Source organism: Peptoniphilus sp. HMSC062D09 (assembly GCF_001811425.1).
GTDB lineage: Bacteria > Bacillota > Clostridia > Tissierellales > Peptoniphilaceae > Peptoniphilus_A.
Genome location: NZ_KV804738.1, coordinates 15,696 through 35,453, shown reverse-complemented (window position 1 = coordinate 35,453; position 19,758 = coordinate 15,696). Strand labels below are relative to the sequence as shown.

At 34.9% G+C, this 19,758-nt stretch carries 30 protein-coding genes; 4 read left to right on the top strand and 26 right to left on the bottom strand.

Annotation, left to right across the window (positions count from 1 at the left end):
• Window positions 1-2: 2 nt before the first annotated feature.
• Window positions 3-2,627 carry a phage tail tape measure protein gene (locus tag HMPREF2801_RS07395; protein WP_246830000.1) on the bottom strand — a complete coding sequence of 875 codons (2,625 nt, stop codon included), beginning with the start codon at window positions 2,625-2,627 and terminating at the stop codon, window positions 3-5.
• Window positions 2,628-2,728: 101 nt separating this feature from the next.
• Window positions 2,729-3,067, bottom strand: coding sequence for a hypothetical protein (locus HMPREF2801_RS09495; RefSeq protein WP_246829999.1), 339 nt, complete (start codon window positions 3,065-3,067; stop codon window positions 2,729-2,731).
• A 179-nt stretch (window positions 3,068-3,246) separates the two neighbouring features.
• Here HMPREF2801_RS09495 and HMPREF2801_RS07390 point away from each other — a divergent pair, with 179 nt between their 5' ends.
• Both HMPREF2801_RS07390 and HMPREF2801_RS07385 read left to right on the top strand, forming a co-directional pair.
• Window positions 3,247-3,480, top strand: coding sequence for a type II toxin-antitoxin system Phd/YefM family antitoxin (locus HMPREF2801_RS07390; protein WP_246829998.1), 234 nt, complete (start codon window positions 3,247-3,249; stop codon window positions 3,478-3,480).
• Window positions 3,477-3,806: a type II toxin-antitoxin system RelE family toxin gene (locus HMPREF2801_RS07385; RefSeq protein ID WP_019117842.1), complete on the top strand. Its 330-nt coding sequence runs from the start codon at window positions 3,477-3,479 to the stop codon at window positions 3,804-3,806. The genes HMPREF2801_RS07390 and HMPREF2801_RS07385 overlap by 4 nt, the downstream gene beginning before the upstream one ends.
• On the opposite strand, the gene HMPREF2801_RS09365 is transcribed toward HMPREF2801_RS07385, so the two are convergent.
• The 20 genes from HMPREF2801_RS09365 to HMPREF2801_RS07290 form a co-directional block, all read right to left on the bottom strand.
• Window positions 3,803-3,967 carry a hypothetical protein gene (locus tag HMPREF2801_RS09365; protein WP_004816339.1) on the bottom strand — a complete coding sequence of 55 codons (165 nt, stop codon included), beginning with the start codon at window positions 3,965-3,967 and terminating at the stop codon, window positions 3,803-3,805. The genes HMPREF2801_RS07385 and HMPREF2801_RS09365 overlap by 4 nt on opposite strands.
• Before the next feature lie 17 nt (window positions 3,968-3,984).
• Entirely contained in the window at window positions 3,985-4,341 is a 357-nt protein-coding gene (locus HMPREF2801_RS07380) for a hypothetical protein (protein WP_019117844.1), read from the bottom strand.
• A 2-nt stretch (window positions 4,342-4,343) separates the two neighbouring features.
• A complete protein-coding gene (locus tag HMPREF2801_RS07375; protein WP_070611494.1) occupies window positions 4,344-4,940 on the bottom strand; it encodes a major tail protein in 597 nt (198 codons plus the stop codon).
• Window positions 4,930-5,109, bottom strand: coding sequence for a hypothetical protein (locus tag HMPREF2801_RS07370; protein WP_070611492.1), 180 nt, complete (start codon window positions 5,107-5,109; stop codon window positions 4,930-4,932). The genes HMPREF2801_RS07375 and HMPREF2801_RS07370 overlap by 11 nt, the downstream gene beginning before the upstream one ends.
• Window positions 5,102-5,428, bottom strand: a complete 327-nt coding sequence (locus HMPREF2801_RS07365; RefSeq protein ID WP_070611490.1) for a hypothetical protein — start codon at window positions 5,426-5,428, stop codon at window positions 5,102-5,104. The genes HMPREF2801_RS07370 and HMPREF2801_RS07365 overlap by 8 nt, the downstream gene beginning before the upstream one ends.
• A complete protein-coding gene (locus tag HMPREF2801_RS07360) occupies window positions 5,421-5,801 on the bottom strand; it encodes an HK97 gp10 family phage protein (RefSeq protein ID WP_070611488.1) in 381 nt (126 codons plus the stop codon). Before HMPREF2801_RS07360 ends, HMPREF2801_RS07365 begins: the two co-directional genes overlap by 8 nt.
• Complete coding sequence (locus HMPREF2801_RS07355) at window positions 5,798-6,130, bottom strand: phage head closure protein (protein WP_070611487.1); 333 nt, start codon at window positions 6,128-6,130, stop codon at window positions 5,798-5,800. The genes HMPREF2801_RS07360 and HMPREF2801_RS07355 overlap by 4 nt, the downstream gene beginning before the upstream one ends.
• Window positions 6,130-6,402: a head-tail connector protein gene (locus tag HMPREF2801_RS07350; RefSeq protein ID WP_068370105.1), complete on the bottom strand. Its 273-nt coding sequence runs from the start codon at window positions 6,400-6,402 to the stop codon at window positions 6,130-6,132. Before HMPREF2801_RS07350 ends, HMPREF2801_RS07355 begins: the two co-directional genes overlap by 1 nt.
• A gap of 10 nt (window positions 6,403-6,412) precedes the next feature.
• A complete protein-coding gene (locus HMPREF2801_RS07345) occupies window positions 6,413-7,603 on the bottom strand; it encodes a phage major capsid protein (RefSeq protein WP_070611484.1) in 1,191 nt (396 codons plus the stop codon).
• Between the two features lie 2 nt (window positions 7,604-7,605).
• Window positions 7,606-8,292, bottom strand: coding sequence for a head maturation protease, ClpP-related (locus HMPREF2801_RS07340; protein ID WP_070611482.1), 687 nt, complete (start codon window positions 8,290-8,292; stop codon window positions 7,606-7,608).
• Window positions 8,279-9,520: a phage portal protein gene (locus HMPREF2801_RS07335; RefSeq protein WP_371327452.1), complete on the bottom strand. Its 1,242-nt coding sequence runs from the start codon at window positions 9,518-9,520 to the stop codon at window positions 8,279-8,281. Before HMPREF2801_RS07335 ends, HMPREF2801_RS07340 begins: the two co-directional genes overlap by 14 nt.
• A gap of 62 nt (window positions 9,521-9,582) precedes the next feature.
• Window positions 9,583-10,479: a Fic family protein gene (locus tag HMPREF2801_RS07330; protein WP_009431964.1), complete on the bottom strand. Its 897-nt coding sequence runs from the start codon at window positions 10,477-10,479 to the stop codon at window positions 9,583-9,585.
• 100 nt (window positions 10,480-10,579) lie between these two features.
• Entirely contained in the window at window positions 10,580-12,169 is a 1,590-nt protein-coding gene (locus tag HMPREF2801_RS07325; protein ID WP_070611478.1) for a terminase large subunit, read from the bottom strand.
• 98 nt (window positions 12,170-12,267) lie between these two features.
• The gene (locus tag HMPREF2801_RS07320; protein ID WP_070611477.1) at window positions 12,268-12,555 is read right to left on the bottom strand and encodes a transcriptional regulator; all 288 of its coding nucleotides are present in this window, start codon (window positions 12,553-12,555) and stop codon (window positions 12,268-12,270) included.
• A 92-nt stretch (window positions 12,556-12,647) separates the two neighbouring features.
• A complete protein-coding gene (locus HMPREF2801_RS07315) occupies window positions 12,648-13,016 on the bottom strand; it encodes a DUF7698 family protein (RefSeq protein WP_060802111.1) in 369 nt (122 codons plus the stop codon).
• Between the two features lie 72 nt (window positions 13,017-13,088).
• Complete coding sequence (locus HMPREF2801_RS07310; RefSeq protein WP_070611475.1) at window positions 13,089-13,304, bottom strand: DUF4314 domain-containing protein; 216 nt, start codon at window positions 13,302-13,304, stop codon at window positions 13,089-13,091.
• Window positions 13,305-13,347: 43 nt separating this feature from the next.
• Complete coding sequence (locus HMPREF2801_RS07305) at window positions 13,348-14,598, bottom strand: site-specific DNA-methyltransferase (protein WP_070611473.1); 1,251 nt, start codon at window positions 14,596-14,598, stop codon at window positions 13,348-13,350.
• Window positions 14,598-15,380 (bottom strand): S-adenosylmethionine synthetase N-terminal domain-containing protein, encoded by a 783-nt coding sequence (locus tag HMPREF2801_RS07300; protein ID WP_070611471.1) that lies wholly within the window; start codon window positions 15,378-15,380, stop codon window positions 14,598-14,600. Before HMPREF2801_RS07300 ends, HMPREF2801_RS07305 begins: the two co-directional genes overlap by 1 nt.
• A 5-nt stretch (window positions 15,381-15,385) precedes the next feature.
• Window positions 15,386-15,958, bottom strand: coding sequence for a P27 family phage terminase small subunit (locus HMPREF2801_RS07295; RefSeq protein ID WP_151409016.1), 573 nt, complete (start codon window positions 15,956-15,958; stop codon window positions 15,386-15,388).
• Window positions 15,959-16,086: 128 nt separating this feature from the next.
• A complete protein-coding gene (locus HMPREF2801_RS07290; protein WP_070611467.1) occupies window positions 16,087-16,443 on the bottom strand; it encodes an HNH endonuclease in 357 nt (118 codons plus the stop codon).
• Window positions 16,444-16,632: 189 nt separating this feature from the next.
• Here HMPREF2801_RS07290 and HMPREF2801_RS07285 point away from each other — a divergent pair, with 189 nt between their 5' ends.
• Both HMPREF2801_RS07285 and HMPREF2801_RS07280 read left to right on the top strand, forming a co-directional pair.
• A complete protein-coding gene (locus HMPREF2801_RS07285) occupies window positions 16,633-16,890 on the top strand; it encodes an AbrB/MazE/SpoVT family DNA-binding domain-containing protein (RefSeq protein ID WP_002834889.1) in 258 nt (85 codons plus the stop codon).
• The gene (locus HMPREF2801_RS07280; protein ID WP_070611465.1) at window positions 16,890-17,156 is read left to right on the top strand and encodes a type II toxin-antitoxin system RelE/ParE family toxin; all 267 of its coding nucleotides are present in this window, start codon (window positions 16,890-16,892) and stop codon (window positions 17,154-17,156) included. Before HMPREF2801_RS07285 ends, HMPREF2801_RS07280 begins: the two co-directional genes overlap by 1 nt.
• 76 nt (window positions 17,157-17,232) lie before the next feature.
• Here HMPREF2801_RS07280 and HMPREF2801_RS07275 read toward each other — a convergent pair whose 3' ends face one another.
• From HMPREF2801_RS07275 to HMPREF2801_RS07260, 4 genes are all read right to left on the bottom strand, one after another.
• On the bottom strand, window positions 17,233-17,634 hold the full coding sequence (locus tag HMPREF2801_RS07275; RefSeq protein ID WP_070611463.1) for a DUF1492 domain-containing protein: 402 nt from the start codon (window positions 17,632-17,634) through the stop codon (window positions 17,233-17,235).
• 93 nt (window positions 17,635-17,727) lie between these two features.
• On the bottom strand, window positions 17,728-19,074 hold the full coding sequence (locus HMPREF2801_RS07270) for a DEAD/DEAH box helicase (RefSeq protein ID WP_070611461.1): 1,347 nt from the start codon (window positions 19,072-19,074) through the stop codon (window positions 17,728-17,730).
• Window positions 19,075-19,356 (bottom strand): VRR-NUC domain-containing protein, encoded by a 282-nt coding sequence (locus HMPREF2801_RS07265; protein ID WP_070611459.1) that lies wholly within the window; start codon window positions 19,354-19,356, stop codon window positions 19,075-19,077.
• A complete protein-coding gene (locus HMPREF2801_RS07260) occupies window positions 19,314-19,571 on the bottom strand; it encodes a sterile alpha motif-like domain-containing protein (RefSeq protein WP_070611457.1) in 258 nt (85 codons plus the stop codon). Before HMPREF2801_RS07260 ends, HMPREF2801_RS07265 begins: the two co-directional genes overlap by 43 nt.
• Between the last annotated feature and the right edge of the window lie 187 nt (window positions 19,572-19,758).

Genomic DNA, 19,758 nt, shown 5'->3' with positions numbered 1-19,758 from the left:
TTCTATCTACCTCCACTCCTTAAATTCTTACGCATAGATGCGTTGACAATAACTTCATCAAGGAGAGTTCCACCAAGATAAACTGGTATGACTATATCTCCAGAATTTTCAGATTTTAAATTTATGTTTGCAAGTGCATCAGATATTTGTCTTCCTATATCAATCCCATTTATATTGGATTCTTTATCATGTCCTCCAATACCTAGAGATGATATATTGGGGCTTAAAACCATATCGCTTGCCACATTTTTCATTGAAGATTGTACTAATCTCCTGCTCTTTTCAATTCCTTTAGATAAACCTTCCATAAAATCAGGCATCCATGATTCATAGTCGGTAAGCGGACCAACATCTGGAACAGAGAAGTGCAGGTAAGACCTAATAGTTGATGCTACATTCGATACAGCCGATGTAACATTGCTAATTGCACTTCTAATCCCTCTAGCAATTCCGTTAATCATATCGGCTCCCCATGTATAAGCTTGAAATGCTAAATTCTTAATGTGATTAACTGCATTATTAAATCCATTTCTAATAGTGGACTGAATATTTGACATGGTCGATGAAATGCTTGATCTCATAGAATTAAAGGCAGACGATACTGCTGACTTCGCGGTATTTACTGCAGATGAAATAGTCGACTTTATGGAATTCCAACCAGATGAAACAAAGGATTTAATATTATTCATTGTTGATGAGATAAAGGTCTTTATCCCATTCCAGATTGATTCAAGGACTGTCTTAATAGAAGTCAAGATAGTCTCAATTGTAGTTTTTATGTTTGTCCAGGATGTAGAAATAAATTCTCCAATAGCAGTAATGACTGTTGTTAAAAACTCTTTTAGTCCATTCCAAATAGTCTCTACTTTTACTTTGATTGCATCAAGAACGGTTGAAATTAAAGTCTTAATACCTTCCCAAGTAGTTCTGATAAACTCTCCAACTGCAGTAAATACTTCTGTAGTTGTAGTTGAAATAGCTGTCCATATATTGGTAAAAGTTGTTTGAATTCCCGTCCAGAGGCTCGTAAAGAACTCTCCTAAACTTTGCCATAGACTCTTTGCTCCCTCAATAAAGGTATTCCAAGATTCAGTTAGAAAAGTTGTTATAGATGTCCAGGTAGTATTCCATCCTTCAGAAAGTCCATTCCATAGGTTGGCAAAGAAGTCCTTGATGCCTTTCCAAGTAGTCTTAACACCTTCAATAAATCCAGACCAGAAGTCTGATAGAAAACTTGTGATTTCAGTCCAGGTATTTGTCCATGAATCAGATATCCCTTGCCATAGGTTTACGAAGAATTCTTTTATTCCATTCCAAATAGCAACAGTTGATTCCTTAATAGTTTCCCATATGGAGATGACCCCTTCTCTAAACCAGTCGCACTTCTTCCATAAAAGAACAAGACCAGCTATTACTGCACCAATAGCAATAGGAACTATACCAATGGCTGATACTACTGCAGTGATTGCTGGTATAAGTGTTCCTGTAAATATTCCTACTATCTTAGTTATTCCTCCTACTATTAAAGGTCCTTTAGTCATGATAGTTCCAATTGACCAGATAAGTTTTCCTACAATCATAAGTACAGGTCCAAGAGCAGCTATAAAAAGACCGATACCTGCAATAATACCTTTTACTGGTCCTGGAAGGGCATTAAGTCCATTTACCAGTTTTGTTAATATGTCTACTGCTTTTCTAACAGCAGGCATTAAGAGTTCTCCAAAGGATATAGCTAATTCTTCTAAGGCAGATTGTAAAATCTTTAATTGGCCAGCTAGGTTATCCTGCATAGTAGCAGCCATCTTTTCAGCTGTTCCATCTGCGTTATATATGGCATCACTTAAGCTGTTGTAGTCTTTTTCACTGGCATTTATAATTGCCAACATTCCAGACATGGCATTTTTACCAAATATCATGGATGCTGCTTGTGCTTTTTGGGTTCCGTCTAAATTAGCAAAGGCTACTCTAAAGGTACTTAAAGTCTCATCAAGTGAAAGGCCCTGTACATCTTCAATAGATAAGCCTAACATAGACATTCCGTTAATAACTTCTTTAGTTGGTGATGCGAGTCTTGTTAGTCCAGACCTTAAAGCTGTACCTGCTTGTGAACCCTTTATTCCTGCGTTAGCCATTAAACCTATAGCTACTGCTGTATCTTCAACTGAATAGCCAAGGGTTCCAGCAATAGGTGCAGCATATTTAAAGGTTTCACCCATTAATGAAACATTGGTATTGGCATTAGATGATGCAGCAGCAAGAACATCAGCAAAGTGAGAAGAGTCTTCAGCTTTTAAACCAAATGCTGTAAGGGCATCTGTTACGATATCTGAAGTAGTAGCTAAGTCCTCACCACTAGCTGCAGCAAGGTTCATGACTCCTTCAATACCACTAATCATATCTTTACTTTTCCAACCAGCCATAGCCATGTAGTTCATAGCCTCTGCCGCTTCAGATGCTGAGAACTTTGTCTTGGCTCCCATTTCACGAGCCTTTTCTCTTAGGGCATCAAAGTCGGACCCTGTTGCACCAGATACTGCTTTTACCTTTGACATACCAGAGTCAAAATCTGACGCAGTCTTTACAGCTGCTACTCCAAGACCTGCTACTGCAAGAGATACTGGCATCATTTTTCTTCCAACATTTTCTATATTTTGCCCTGTGTTTTGCCATTTTTCCCCAGTAATAGCTATGTTTTGAAGAGTTTGATTGGTGGTTGCCCCTTGCCTTTCTAGAGATTTAAGGGCTTGTTCTGTTTCAATAATTTCACGTTTAAGAGCATCATATTGCTCTTGGGAAATTTACCCTCTGCAAGAGCCTGTTCAGCTTGTTTTTGTGCCTCTTTTAAAGATGTTAATTTATTCTTTGTCTCTTCTAATGTCTGTCCTAATAGCTTATGCTTTTGTGAGATGAGTTCAGTGTTGCCAGGATCAAGTTTAAGAAGTTTGTTAACATCACGAAGTTCTGATTGAGTATGCTTAATCTCTGTATTTACTTGTTTTAGTGCAGTCTGTAATTTGGTAGTATCTCCACCAATCTCAACAGTTATCCCTTTTATTCTATTTGCCAATATCTCACCTCCTCTTTAGAGATATATTTATCAGTATTTTTATTGATATTTTTATCAATTTTTGCTATACTTATCTTGAGGTGATAAGTATGAATTTTGTAAAAGAATTATCCAATAAGACTGTATCCATTTCTGAATTTAATCGAGGCCTAGCTGGACGTATTTTCGGTGATGTCAAAGTGAACGGTTCTAAGGTCGTATTAAAGAACAACACTCCTGAGTGCATTCTTGTTTCCCCTGATGAATATACGAAACTCATTGATGAGCTCGAAGATGCAAGAGATCTTATGCTTGCCAATACAAGGATGTCATCAATGGATAAATCCGATTTAATTTCTCAAGATGAATTTGAAGAAGCCTTTCATATCAATTTAAATGAAGTCTCTCCTCTTGATGAGGACGAAATCGAATGAACTATAAACTATCCTTTATAAAAGAAGCCATCCAAGACTATAAGTCCTTAGATGGATCTCAAAGAAAAATTGTCGATAAAGCACTTAAGAGGATCTTGATAAATCCTCTTCCTAATACTGAAGGTGGCTATGGTAAGCCTCTTTCTAACCTTTCTGATTCTAAGCTTGCTGGTCTTATGAAGATAAAACTTAAGAGTTCAGGTCTTAGGATCGTTTATAAATTGGAAAAATCAGATGATGAAGTTCTTGTCATTATTATCGGTGCAAGAGCCGAATCCAAAGTCTATAAAGATGCTGAAAAAAGAGTAGCTAAGCTTGAAGATTAAAATTTATCAAAGTCTTCTTGCGTAGCTACTTCTTTATATTTATAGTCGTCATTATTCTTTTCTGTAAACATATCATTTACAAGTCCAATTGTTAATAGGGATAAATCAGAAACAGAAAGACCAAGTTCCACTGCCCTTAATAGAAACAAGGGTGTAGTCATTGGTCTTTCTGTTGGCCTTACTTTTTTTTAGGAACTTCTTCCGATTTTATATTAAGTCCCCATAATTCAATTAGCTGAGGTAGAATTTGATAAATTGAAAAGGTTGAGAAATTATCCAACCATTCTTCTGGACTATCTGGTACAGATTTATCTCCATGCTTTGCCATTACATAGGCTATATTTTCAAATAGTTCTAATGAGCCTATATCTAGATTGGATTTATCTTCATCATTTTTCTTCATGGATTTTTCAAGTTCCATTAAGTCTTTGAAGATATCCCTACCAAATTTAAGTCTATAGATTCTTGGGATAGCTGCTGATGCACGGAAAACAACTTCTTTCCCATCGATTTGAATTTTCTTGGTTAGTGCCATATTTATTTACCTCCAACACTTGCTCTTGAAGGTGTTACTGTGGTTTCTGTTGGCATATAGACTGACTTGTACCAACCATCATAAGTTTCCTTCGTAGTCTCTTCACCTGTTCTAGCCTTTACATTTCCATTTGGAAGTGGTCTTGCTTGAATAGACAAGGTTTCTGGTTGAACTTCTCTTGATTCTTCATTAGTTTCTCCTTCAAGTGTAGGTCTTGCTGCTGAGCAGTTATACATAACATGACGGATTTTCTTTTGGTCACCATCAAACTCAAATAGAAGTGCAAAGTTTGCAGTTTCAGAATTTGAAGACTCAATTAGAACTTTATTGGAGTCTGATTTTTCCATCAAAACATCAGTCCTAAAGGATTCTGGAATAAGAGCGATTTCCAAATCTCCGTCATATCCCATATTGTTTGAAATAGTGTAGTATTCAATTCCATCTGCATAAAAGCTTTCAGGCTCTCCATTAGGATCCAATGAAATTGAAACAGCACCAGGCATTGGCACTGGTGTCTTATATTTAATAACGCTCTCTTCGACTTTATCAAAGAGAGCGTAATGTACGTTACAAATATTAAATTTTACCTTATTTGCCATAATTATTACCTCCCATAAATTTTAGTGAGTCAGCTCCATCACAATTCTCTTCGCTCCTTATCAGTCGCAGAGAATTGGATTGCGTGACATCTGACCTACCTTCCACTCCCAAGGCTCGTGGGGTTAGGTCATTAACATTACAAATATTAAATTTAACTTTATTAGCCATTTTTTACCTCCATAGTAAATTCATAGAGAACTTCATAGAGTCTTTCTGATTCAATCCAAACTTCAGATTTTTCATAATAGATTTTTTCTCTATCAAGTATCTCTTCTATTTTTTCTTCTAATTTTAAATCTTTCTTATCAGTGTAAAGTTCTAAGTCTATCTGGGTGTTCTTATAGAAAACTACTCCATCTGCACCAAAGTGTTTATTCTTTGGGAATAGATAGACCATAAATGGTGGGTCTGGACTTTCTCCCTCAGCAAAGTGCGAGTATGCAAATGGAAGTCCTATCTTTTCAATTATTTTTAATAGCCTATCCATCTTGTAATTTCCTCATTATATTTTCTTCCAATTCTCTTACTCCTTTCTCTTCAGCTGGTCCAATGTGTGGCTTAGCAGATACTCTTCCTCCCTGCCTAAGAACATGGCCTTTCTCAAGTAAATGAGCCAGTTGATATCTATTCCTTGAGTGAACTACGAGTTCTATTGAGTTTGAAGTTTCTTTCATAGTTTTGACAGACCAAGACTTAGAATATTTCTTTGTTTCTCCTACAGGTGCATTTTCTTGTATATCTTTTCTAATATTGCTACCAGCTTTTTTGACTTCCTTTTTGACTTCATCTGTTGCCATATCAGAATATTCTTCTAAGCCTTTCATTATTTCACTGGCGAGGTTTTCAATTTTTACATTCATCTACTCACCTTCCTACACCTAAACTTTATAAATCTATTTTTATAGTTCATAAAGTCATTTGAGATGATGTTGTACTTTTCATCATCAAATAGAATTCTGTATTCTGAAGTATTAATGTTCTTTAGACTATTTTGAAATCTTACAGTAAAAGAAATATCTGACCTGTCTACTTCCATCCCAAGAAAAACTTCTTCTCCCTTACCTTGAAAAGATATATAGGCTGAAGTTTTCAGATAATCTATCCATACTGATTTATGGTTACCAATTCCATCTACCTCAACATTTTTCTTTTGAAAGGTTATTTTTCTATTTAAATCCGATATCTTCACTAAAACTCAGCCTTTCTCATTCCAAACAATAAAGCCCTTAGAGTTAAGTTTAGTTCAGAATAGTCTGCCTCTTCTCGGTGTTCATAAAGATAAGCGGTCATATATAAGACGGCTATCTTTCCATTTGGATTTTTAGAAAGATCTTCTTCACTATCAACCCTTGCTACATCCATGGAGTGCTTTATTGATGATTGGATGAGAGAATTAATCATCTCATCCTCATCATCAAAATCCACCCTTAAATAGGACTTTGCCTCCTCAAGAGTAATCATAATTTACTCCTTATGCAGTAGCACCGATTTTTAAAAGTTTAACTGCTTCTCTTAAAACTAAAATTCCATCTACTCTTTCTTTACCTAAGAAACCAACCATGCCATTACCAGCAAATAGTTCCTTTAAGTCTTGGAAAGACCTATTTCCTCTATCTCCAATCTTGTAGTAAGAAAAATCGCCAAATGCTACTGCCAATTTTCCTTTTTCAGCTTTTGGAGCAAAGGCTGATGTATAAGCAGGATAACCTAAAAGTCTATCTGGTTCTCCATCTTTAAGTGATGGTTGCCAAATATATGCACCATTAACATCTTTAAGCTTTCTAATCTGAGCAACTGTTGCATCATTTAAAATGAAATCTGCTCTCTTTCTATAAGGTCTGTCTAAAGAGTAAACTAAATCAATGAGTTCATCTGCAGTAATTGTTTGAGTCTTTGTTGTTCCTCCAAGTTCTCCACCCTTTTTAGAGTCAAAAATTCCTGTAGGCTTATTTACTCCGTCACCATTTAAGAAAGCATCCTCTTCAGCATTTGCTAGCGCTCTAGTAAATTCTTCAGTGATGTATTTTTCTAGATTAAAGGCGGCATCATATAAAAGTTCTTCAGTTACTTTAATACCAACATGGAGTTTATGTGCATCAAGTGATACTTGATCAAAAGTACCATCTCCAAAGGTAAGTTGACCACCTTCTTCAACCCATAGGGCTGCTGGTTTAGTAGCTGCAATATTGATTTTATGAAGTCCAGAGGTTTGAACTTTTGTAGCTAGTTTTCTTACAATATTTTCTTCTTCAAGACCATTTACAATATCTGTTTCCATCTCTTCAGGAACTAAGTATCCACCACTTTCATCTGTTCCTACTTTTAATTCATTTGAAATATCTCTAAAGTTAGTTCTTAGTGCTTTCATCATAGATTTCTTATAGATATTTCTTGCTCTCATAGGTTTTTCTTCTTCATTAAAAGTAGCAGGTTCACTTGTTAGTGCTTGAGTAGTAGGTTTTTCCAAGGATTTATCCATTTCTTCTTCCCTCTTCTTTCTTTCAATTTCACGAGTATAATTCTCGATAGTTCTTTCCATCTCTTCATATGTCTTAAAGTCTTCATCAGACATTAGTCCATTTTCATCTTTCTTAGATTCAGCAAATGCCTTTGCCTCATCCCAAGCCTTAGTTCTTTTCTCCATTAATTCTTTTAAATCCATAATTACCTCCAAGTATTTTTAATTTTGTTTAATCTTTCTTCTACCTCACTAATTGAGTGAGTCTTTACTTCTTTATTTATCTTTGTTAAGAGCGAGTTTGTAACTGCTCGCCTTGAAAAGACCATGTTTGTAGCTTTTTCATCTTTTCTTTTGTCAGTGAGAGTTCCATCACAAAAACCCATCTCGATGGCCTTATTCTTATCAAACCAAGTCTCTACATCCATTAGATTAGAAATCTCTTCTCTGGATAAACCTGTCTTAATCTCATAGGCATTAATGATTGATTCCTTAACTTCCTTTAACATATCTATGGCTTTTTGCATTTCTTTTGAGTCGCCAATTGCCACAGTTAAGGGGTTATGAATCATCATTAGTGAGGTTGGACTCATCAACACCTCAGTTCCTGCCATGGCAATTACTGATGCTGCTGAAGCTGCAAGCCCATCAATCTTAATGGTTACATTGCCTTTGTGTTCTAACAGCATGGTGTAAATTCTCGATGCAGCTATACAATCTCCACCAGGTGAGTTGATCCACACAGTTATGTCTCCACTTTTATTTTTTAATTCCTCAAAAAAGAGCCTTGGCGTGATTTCATCATCAAACCAAGACTCTTCTGCAATTACTCCGTCTATATAAATTTCATTTGAATCTTTATTCCAATTCCAAAATATTTTATTGTTCTTCATTAGGACTTATCACTTCTCCTTTCTGCTGATAAAAACTACCTGCCTTATCAAGTGGTAGCATATTTCCATTTACAAGGTATAAATCTCCACCTTCTTCAGCCGATATCCTATCAAGATTTTCTAATTCTCTTATGTCATTTGCGCTCATCCAACCATTCTGTCTTCCTACAGCATATCCATTCATTCTTGATTCATAATCCCCTCTTAGAAGTCCATCAAGATTAAATTTAATAAAGTAGGATTCTTTTTCTTTCTTTGTTAGTAGTGCTCTTTCTAGGGATTGCTCCCAACGAACAATCCAAGGATCGAGAGTGTATTTAACAAATTCAAGTGACTGCTGTTCTATATTTGAAAATGACGACTTCTCCAAGTCTCCAATCATATGAGGTGGTATTCTGAATATCCTTGCTATCTCATTTAACTGAAACTTTCTTGTTTCCAAAAACTGGGCCTCACTTGGTGCTATGGCTATAGGTTGGTATTTCATCCCTTCTTCAAGTACAGCCACTTTGTTGGCGTTCTTAGGCCCCTGAAAGGCAGCATTCCATGACTCTCTAACTCTTTCTGGGTCTTTAATAATTCCTGGATGCTCTAAAACTCCACCTGGTTGTGCTCCATTTTGGAAGAATGACGCTCCATAATCTTCACAAGCCATAGCCATACCAATGGCATTTTTAGCCATTGTAATTGGCGAGTATCCTATGAGTCCATCAAAACCAAGTCCTGGTATATGAAGGACATCTTCTTTTAAAAGATAAACTTCTTCAGATTTGTGATTGTATTTATAGAAGATTTCTCCATCTTCACTTCTTATAACAGTCATTTTGTTTGGCATTAGTGGATAGAGGCCAATAACCTCATTTCTTCCATTACGAATTATCTGAGCATAGGCATTACCCCAAAGTAATAAATGGGTCATTAGTGTTTCTCTAAATACAAATGAAGTCATCTCAGTATTTGGCTCATCGTGCAAAAGAAAATATATGGCATGGTCTTTTGCTTTTTCCTTTGAATTTTGGTCTCCTCTTTTATATAAATGGAGAGGAAGTCCTGCTAAGGTTTCAGCAAGAACTCTCACGCACGAATAAACTGCTGTCATTTGCATAGCAGTAAATTCGTTGACATTCCTTCCTGCTGTTGTTCTCCCAAATAAAAAAGACGATGAAGATATCCTCTCCCCGTCTTTAGGTTTGTCTCTTGACTTGAATATTAAGTTTAAAATGTTTATATTGCCACCTCCTAAAAGTAGGTATAAAAATAGCACTCATCTAAAAGAGTGCTAAATATAATTTATTTTATTTCAAGTATTCCTAGATACTCATCTAACCTTTCATTAACATAAGACGCAAATAAGCTTTCCATTTCGCTCAAGTTATTTTTTACGTGATATTCATCAAATGCCTCATAATATTTTATTCTGTCGGTAAATTTAATATCTATCGGTGGAATACCCTCTTTCATAAGTTCGAGATTAACTAAAAGTCTGCCAGTCCTTCCATTTCCATCAATAAAAGGATGAATCCCCTCGAACTCTATATGAAATTTTGCAAGTTTAGTTATAATATGCTCACTTGATGCTTTATAATTTATTAAAAGTTCCTCCATTTTGGGCTCAATTAAATATGGTTGCACAGGTTCATGACTTGCACCCATTATACGAACAGGAACTTTTCTGTAAACTCCCCTATCTTCTTTTTTATCTCCTAATACAAGATAATGAATTTGCTTTATTAGACTCTCTGTCAATTCTCTATTTTCTTTAACTAAATCTACAACAAAGTAAAAAGCTTCTTTATGAGAAACCGCTTCTATATGATCTTTCAATGGTTTTTTATCAATAGTAAGCCCTCTAAGAACCATATCTGTTTCTCTTAAAGTAAGAGTGTTTCCTTCAATCGCATTCGTATTATATGTGTATTCAATCATGAAATCTTCTAAAAGCCTTGCAACCTCTCCCTCTGTAAGAGGTCTTAGAGTATTTAATTTTGCTAATTTTTCATCAATTATTGGAAGAAGAGTTTTAGGCTTTGTAAATCTTTCATCTGTCGGCTTTATTGCATTTGATGGAATTTTCCATATTTTACCTTCTTTATATGCATTGGGAATTCTTCCTTCACTGCATAAAATTCTAACTCTTCTTTCTGATATGCCCCATTTTTTTGCAATTTCGCTTACTCCTGTAAACATAACTCTCCTCCTATTCATAATTTATGTTATTATTTCATCGGAATAATGTCAAGAGTATCGGAATGGAATATGCCAGTTTTAGGAATAATGCTAAGAGATATTAAAAAACAATCAATCCCCTATCATCATAAACCGATTCACTTGTATCATTCCCACATCTTATTGCCCTATCAAGAGCCATGATTGTGGCAATAACTCCATCTATCTTTTCTGTAGATTTTTCTTTGTCTGCCTTAATGTTTCCAGCAGGATCTGTTCGTATAAAAATATTATCCATCATCCACCTTAGAACTGGATGACCTCCATGGGCTATTTTCCTTTCAAGGGTTAGTTTCATGAGTTCTTTAGTTGGTGGAGACATATCTTTAAATCCTTGACCGAACGGAACGACAGTAAATCCCATACCTTCTAAGTTTTGAACCATCTGAACAGCTCCCCATCTATCAAAGGCAATTTCTCTAATGTTATAAATCTCACCTAAGTCTTCGATAAATTTTTCTATAAAACCATAGTGGACTACATTTCCTTCTGTAGTTTGAATATAGCCTTGTTTTTTCCATAGGTCATAGTTCACATGGTCTCTTTTTACTCTTAGGTCGAGGTTATCCTCTGGCAACCAAAAGTAGGGTAATATTTGATATTTATCATCTTCATCAATTGGAGGAAAGACTAAAACAAAAGCTGTAATATCCGTTGTGCTTGATAGGTCAAGACCACCATAGCAAACTCTACCTTTTAGTTCTTCTTCATTAACAGTAAAATTACATAAGTCCCATTTTTCCATAGGCATCCACCTAATCGCTTGCTTGACCCACTGATTTAATCTTAACTGTCTGAAGGCATTTTCTTCAGTTGGATTTTGCTTAGCTGATTCACAAGCTTGTCTTACTTTTTCTATTGGAACTGTAATTCCTAGAGAGGGATTTGCCTTATGCCATACTTTTTCATCTGTCCAATCATCTTCTCTATCTGCTCCATAAATCACAGGATAAAAAGTTGGATCAGTTTTTCTACCTTCCAAAATATCGACTGCCTTTTGGTGCGTTTCGTAGCAGATTGATTTGGTATCTGTTCCAGCTGTTGTTATAAGAAAATATAAGGGCTGGGTTCTTGCATCTCCAGAACCTTTTGTCATGACATCAAATAACTTTCTGTTAGGTTGAGTATGAAGTTCGTCAAAGACCACACCATGAATATTAAATCCGTGTTTGGAATAAGCCTCTGCAGATAGAACTTGATAGAAAGAATTGGTCGGCTTATACATCATCCTCTTTTGAGACGCTAGAATTTTTACTCTCTTAGAAAGTGCTGGAGACATTCTTACCATATCAGCTGCAACATCAAAGACAATGGTTGCTTGTTGTCTATCGGCAGCACATCCATAAACTTCTGCTCTTTCTTCTCCATCGCCACAAGTAAGGAGGAGTGCTACAGCAGCTGCAAGTTCAGACTTTCCCATCTTCTTTGGTATTTCAATATATGCAGTATTGAATTGTCTATATCCCGTATCTTTTACAATTCCAAATAAGTCTCTTATGATTTCTTCTTGCCAGTCAATAAGCTTGAAATCTTTACCTGCCCATCTACCCTTTGTATGCTTCAGACATTCTATAAAGGTGACGGCATAGTCTGCTTTGTTTTTATCATAACGTGAGCTTTCAAGCATAAATCTAGTTGGTTTATATTTCATTTGACCTCCTTCCTTGAAAAATAGGCATAAAAAATAGCCACCTGATTGTGACTTCTACTACGACAAATAGAGCCTAAACTCTATTTGGAATTTTATTTTTATCTTTGTCTTGCTGTGTTTAATTCTTTGTAAGCTTTTTTAAGTTCTCTTTCTAGTGTTTCTGATTCTGCAAAAAGTTGAAATTCTTCTTCATTTAGGTTTCCTTGTGACTCTTTCCAAAGTTCTTCATGAAGTTGATCTGCACATTTCTTTGCTGTTCCTGCTATGTCTAAAAGGTTAATGGCTGCTCCAATCTTGCCTTCTTTTGATTTTTTTATTGAGTTTTCTGCGTATCTTTTGCAAGCTTTAACTTCTGTTTCTAATCTTTCTAAAAGGTCTTTTTTCATGGTAATGCTCTCCTTTTCTTTTGTTGTACACATATTCCCGTACAACTAGAGATAAGTCAAGCAATTATCTTGCTCAACTCTCTATTTTTATTCTAATTTCTCTTGAAAAGGAGGGCTGGTGCATATTCTTTTTCCTCTTTGCTCTCTTTGAAATTCCAATTAGTCCTTCCTGTATCTATTTCAATTAAGTCTATAGGAAAGTACCCTTTTCTTTTAAAGCTTTTTAACCCTTTCATAAGTCCTGTTGACTGGTCGGAAATTGTAAATTCTTGTATCCCAAATCTTTCAAGATTCTCTATCATATCTTCGTGATTATTTTCAAATCCAATGTCATCAAAGTTTATGATGTCTCGACCTATCCTTTGGGATTCTCTATATGCCCAATAAAACCTGTAGCTGATTCTATTTTCTTCAAATTCTTCTTTTTCTTTAATGTTTTCTAACAATTCAATCTTTTTCATTTTTCGTTCCTCCTCTTTTGTTGTACACATATTCCCGTACAATAGAGGAATAGTCAAGCAATATATGGTTATTTATTTAGATTTTTCAATTATATCTTCCCTAAAAATTACATTTAACATCGAACCATTATCCCATTTTACTAGGATTGATCCAATGGCATCCACCCCATAAACTGTGCCTAAGGTTCCAACTGGAGGTGCTTGGTCATCTTCCATTTGGATTAGTTTTACTCTTGTACCTACTGGATACGTCTCTTTTAATTTTTGTATAATTTCCCTTGAAATCATCTAATCACCTCACATACATATATCACTCAAATACTGATTTATATCAAGTCAGATTAATAACATCTTCATACTTATATTTTTTTCCATCCCTTAATAAGTTTATTTCTTCGTCACTACCCACTAAATTCAAATATCTTTTTACTGCTACATCAACAAATTTAGGCTCTATTTCTATACCATAACAAATTCTATTTAGTTCTTCACAAGCAATCAGAGTCGATGCACTTCCTAAAAATCCATCAAGGACTAATCCATTCGTTTGTGTAGATTGTTTAATTAGATAGGCAATGAGAGGTACTGGTTTTGATGATGGATGACCACATCCTTCTTTTTCTGAATCTTTGATTCCATCAAATTCAAAGACTGCTGTTTGTTTTTGATCTCCATACCAGTTATGTTTTCCATCTTTTCTCCAACCAAATATAATAGGCTCCATATTAAATTTCCAATCTGTTCTCATGAAAGGAGCTCTTGGTTTTTTCCAAATAAGCCCTGCACCAACTTTAAAGCCTGCATCTTCAAAAGCATCATAGAAAACTCTAGCTTTCATAGTTGCATAGAATTCATAAATTGATGCATCCTTAGCCATTGCGTCTTTAAAGTTTGTAAAGACCTTCATTAAAAATTCATAGGCCTCTTTATCATTTAAGTTGTCATTTTTAATCGTTCCCGATTTATTTTTTAATTCAACAAAATATGGTGCATCGGTACATACTAAATTGACCTTAGTTTCGCCTAGTAACTTTTCAAAAGTATCCCATAGAGTAGAATCACCACAAATAACTTTATGTCGACCTAGAGTCCAAATATCTCCTTCCTTGGAAAAAATAGGCTTTTTAAGTTCTTCTTCAACATCAAAGTCATCTTCTTCAGCCTCTACACCAAGGTCAAAGAGCGAAGATAATTCTTCAGTTGAAAATCCTGTAAGCTCTACATTAAATCCATAATCTTCTAGGGATTCAATTTCAACTCTCAATAGTTCTTCATCCCAGCCAGCATCTAAACTTAACTTATTATCAGCAAGAACATAAGCTTTTCTTTGTCCCTCTGTGAGATGATTTTCTAAAATACATGGAACTTTCTTTAGTCCTAGTTTCTTAGCCGCTAGAAGTCTGCAATGTCCTGCTGTAATAACATTCTCATCTGAAATTAAGATAGGATTTAAAAATCCAAATTCTTTTATAGATGCAGCTACCTTATTAATTTGTTCGTCAGTATGCGTTCTAGCATTATTAATATATGGGATGAGTTCATCTACATTTTTTAATTCATATTGTAATAGTCCTTCTTTCATTAGATGAGCCCCCACTTAGCAAATTCCTCAAAACCACCAATAGAATTAATATAGTTTCTAGCTATTTCTACAATTTCAGAATATGGTCTACCATCAACAGTTTCATCTCCGATTGCACAGGATAATTCAATCTCTCTTTTCTCTTCTTGTGCCTTTAGGTGGGCATAAATATTAACTGATACGTCAGCCTTGGATAGGTCTTTACCATGAAGTCCTCCACCAGTTACTGCTCTTCCCATATCAGAGCCGAGTTTTCTATTGGTCGCTCCAGTATCAACATTAAATCCTCCAGTCCAATCCCCTAATGGATTTACGATTGCTCTTGGATAAATAGATTTTAAGATTTCTGTAGATACATTAGATTGGCAGATGATGAGTTTATCTCCACCAAGAATGTACTTCCCATCGTAAGGATAATTAGAATAGATTTCATGAGCAATTAAAGACAGTTTCTTTTCTTCTTCAGATGTAGGTACTCCCTTAAAGATTCCATTGTCACCACATCTTATCTTTTCTTTTTGATTCTTTGATAGGTGGATATCCTGTTCTACAATTTTAATATCTACTTTGACATCTCCAGCTATCCTCTTAATTGCTGTTTCAATTTCTTTCTTATTTAGATTGCAGTCCGTTTCAATAATTACATGACAATTTCCATGCCCCAGCAAAACTTCAACTGCTATTTTAGGATTATCTTTTTCCTTATATGCTAAATCTACAATTGCACCTGCAATACAATCTGCCTGTTTATCAGGGTGCTTTGGATTTACTTTTTCAAACAATATAATTACCTCCTCTGTCTTAGTAATTTTTCCATCATATCTTCTCCGTAGTCTTCATAAACTTCAGTGCAGTTTTCTTTTACGATGTCATAAATCTCGTACCATAAAAGATTAGCTGTCTTTTGAAACTGACTAGACATCTGTACAAATGGAGATGCAATAACTCCTCCTGTAGTAGGATGCTTTCCTAAAAGTCCAAATTGACTTATTGCCTCTTCACATTGGATGTATCTTGCAAAAGCCTGGGAATAGGATTCTAGCAATCTTGGATTAACTAAGTTCTCACAGTTTCTCTGTTTTAACCAAGACCAAGTCTCTTTATATATTTCATCAGCACCAAGTGGTATACCATTCTTTTGCTTTGCAGATAGATAATCACTAGGTGTTGGCATATCTGTTCCATCAAGAACTGCTCCATCTGGTAAGTCAACTGCATCTATTTCTTCTGGAGTGAATGTTGGAATATCATTCATTAGTATTTCTACTTTTTTACCTTTTTCTATTTTTTCAGCAGCAGGCTGTGGTTTCCCTCCTGCTTTTACTCTTCTTCCACCTCTGTATGTTCCGTCTTTAGCGATAGTATCACCTCCTATTTTATTATTTTCTTTAATAGGCCCTTTGAACCTGTTTTTTTGTGCGTGAGAGGGCGGCACCGTTGGTAGGGAAATCAGCTTTTAAGATAACGACTCCCCCTCCCCACGTAAAACTATCCTCCAAACCTATCTCCACTCTTTGCATGAATCTTTGAGTGACAAGATTTACAAAGACTCATAAGATTGTCTTCGTCATTAGTTCCACCACGAGAAAGAGGAAGTATGTGATGTACTTCCTCTACCTTTGTCATTCTATTCTCTTTTAAACACATCTCACAAAGTGGATGCTCTGCTACGTATCTTTTCCTTATAACTCTCCAAGCTTTTCCATAACGCTTATGAGTTTTAGGATCTCTTTTATATTTTTCATAGCTTTTGTTATATTCTTTCTCATGTTTCTTACAGAATCGTCCATCAACTAACTCTGGACAACCTGGATGTGAACATGGTTTCTTAGGTTTTGTTGGCACTTTATCACTCCATAAAGAAAGCCTCGAAGATTAAATCTCCAAGGCTCTTTTAATTATTCTTTTGCTATTTTAACTATACTATAACTACTTACTCTCATTCTATCAACTTTACTCTCCACTTGACTTTTTTCTCAGAAGAAAATATAATTTAGTTAGAAAGTATGAATTTCTAACTAAGGAGGTTTTGTTATGTTGGTTGAATTAAAAGCTAAATCACAAGTTACTATCCCAAAAGACATAGTAAACTCTATGGAATTAAATCAAGGCGACCAATTTGAAGTCATAGAAGATAATGGAAAAATTGTACTTGTTCCAGTTGCAATCTATCCAGAGCATGTCATAAAAAATTTAAAAGCTGAAGTAAAAGAAATTAAAGAATCTATAAAAAATGGGACTCAACCTGTTTTTGATTCTATCGACTCTCTATTTGAGGAGTTAGATAAGTAATGTCCTATAAACTTACTTATTCGAAAGCCTTTAAAAAACATTACAAAAAACTATCTGATACCGAAAAGAATCAAACGAAAAAGAAACTTAAATTTTTCGTAGAAAATCCTACCCATCCATCTTTAAGAACTAAGAAAATACAAGGTACAGATGGCATATGGGAGTCTTCCGTTAACATGGATATTCGCATTATTTGGTTCTATGAAAATAATGAGCTGATATTCCTTTTAGATATTGGACACCATGATATTCTGGACAAGTTTTAAAATTGGTACTATAATAAAAACACGAATTGAAAATGAAAGTTTTACGGGTGATGCATTTATGCGTCACCCGATTTTTTTATATCTCTATATTTTTCAAAGCCTTACTATGAAGTCTAAAGATATGCTGAATTGAGTAATTCATCTCAACCGCTATCTTCTCCCAAGATTCAAAGCAAAGATATCTTTTTTCTAAAACTACTTGAAGTTCTTTATCTTCAATCTTTTTTATTGTTCTTACGATTTCTTTTTTCAAGTCTACCAACTTATCTATATCCCTATTGATTTCTTCTTGAAGGTCTATAATCTTAACAATAGTATCTTCAAGTTTTGATGATCCTCTATTAGGACTCTTAGGCATATCTGATAAGGTCGATGTAGCTTTTGTTGCTAGAGCGTTGAGTGATTCAACTTGCTCCAGCTTTGAGTTTATTCTCTTGTCTAAATAAAAAGCTTGTTTTAAATATTCTTTTGCGTTCATTTCTTACCTCCATAATTTTTTGAGGTAAGTTCTCCATAGAACTCCTGCTCGTATATTAAGCTTATCAAATGTTCTTAGTGACATTCTATGACATCAACTCTCTAGATTTGCTTTCACTGCATCTATAAGTGCAGCTTGTGTTTTATTCTTATTTTCTAATGCCTTCATAACATCTTCATCAATAGTTCCTTTTGCTAATATGTGATGGATTACAACTGTTTCTTTCTGTCCTTGCCTATAAAGTCTGGCATTGGTTTGTTCATAAAGTTCTAAGGACCATGTAAGGGAAAACCAAATAAGTGTTGAACCTCCAGCTTGTAGGTTAAGTCCATGACCAGCAGATGCAGGATGGATAATGGCAACTGGAACCTTACCTTGATTCCATTCTTTAAAGTCCCCACTTGTCTTAAGTTCTCTTACATCAAACTTATCTTTTATTCTTTTTAAATCTGATTTATACCAATAGGCTATCAGAACAGGTTTACCATTTGCACCTTCTATTAAATCTTCCAAGGCATCAAGCTTTCTATCATGGATATGAATCATATTTTTATCTTCATCATATACAGAACCCGATGCCATTTGAAGTAACTTATTAGAAAGGGCTGCAGCATTAACTGCATCTATATCTTTATCCTTAATGCTAACAACCAGGTCTCTTTTTAAGGCCTCATAGATTTCTCTTTCTTTATCTGATAGATTTACAAAGACTTCATTGTTTATCTTCTCTGGCATTTTTAGGTAATCTTCAGCTTTCATAGAAACTGTGATATCTGATATTTTTTCATAGATTGCATCTTCAGCAAAAGGCAGTGGTTTGTAGGAATAGATGATTGGTCCATTTCTCTTATCTGGTTTGAAGTAGATTTCCCTGTACTGACCAATAAATCTTCCAAGTCTTTGACCCATATCAAGTAATCTAAACTCAGCCCATAAATCCATTAGGCCATTAGATGATGGAGTTCCAGTAAGACCAACTATTCTTTTCACCTTTGGTCTAACTTTCATCAAAGCTTTAAACCTCTTTGACCTATGAGATTTAAAGGATGATAGTTCGTCAATTACAATCATATCGTAGTTAAAGGACAGTTCGCTCTTATTTATTAGCCAATCTACATTTTCCCTATTGATCAGATAAATGTCTGCTTGTTTATTTAATGCTTTTATTCTTTCTTTTTCACTTCCTATGGCTACTGAACATTTTAAGATATCAAGGTGAGACCATTTTTCTATTTCCTCCTTCCATGTATCTCTAGCAACTCTTAATGGTGCTATGATTAGAACTTTAGAAATTTCAAAAGAATCAAAGAGTAAATCTTTTATAGCCGTTAAGCTTATAACCGTCTTGCCGAGACCCATGTCAAGTAGAAGTGCTGATTCTTTATTTTCTTTTATAAATTCAGTAGCATAATTTTGATATTTATGTGGAGTGTATTCCAATTAGTCACCTCCAATCCTCTTTATTATTTCATCAATGTTTTCTTTTGAATCAAGAACATAAACCTTAAAACCTAAGTTTTTAAATTGCCTTATTCTTTTTTTCTGAATTGGTCTTGGTTCTCCTCCAGGTCTTTTTGTTTCCACAAATCCTATCTTTCCTTTAGGTAGAAGTATTATCCTGTCTGGTATTCCCGTCATTGAAGGGGATGTAAACTTAAGACATAGGCCCTTGTTCTCTTTTACTCTTTTAACAAGGGAAGATTCAATCTCTTTCTCTCGCAATTTTCATACTCCTTCCACGCTTCTTCAAAAGTCATCATACAGTCATAACAAGCACCCTGGCTTTTTAAATAATTTTTAATCAGTCTTTTCCAGCCTTTAAATTTCCCTGTTTTATTTTTAGGAAAGTCTCTATCTTCCTTCATATCTCTTGCTAAATCTCCTCTTGGAGACTTTTCATTTAAGTGATTTTTCATCATGTAGTTATAGAAATTCATAAATCCTCCATTTTTCTAAAGTGTTGTATAGTGTAGCTTTATATAAACCTTTTACACGAGAGAATAAAAATAATATATAAAAGAAAGTAGGCTATAACTATTCACACCATACAAAATGCGTATATTAAGCCATTCCAGTGTTAAGTCAAGTGTAAATAGTCATGTCTTTTTGTAGTTTAGTGTATGC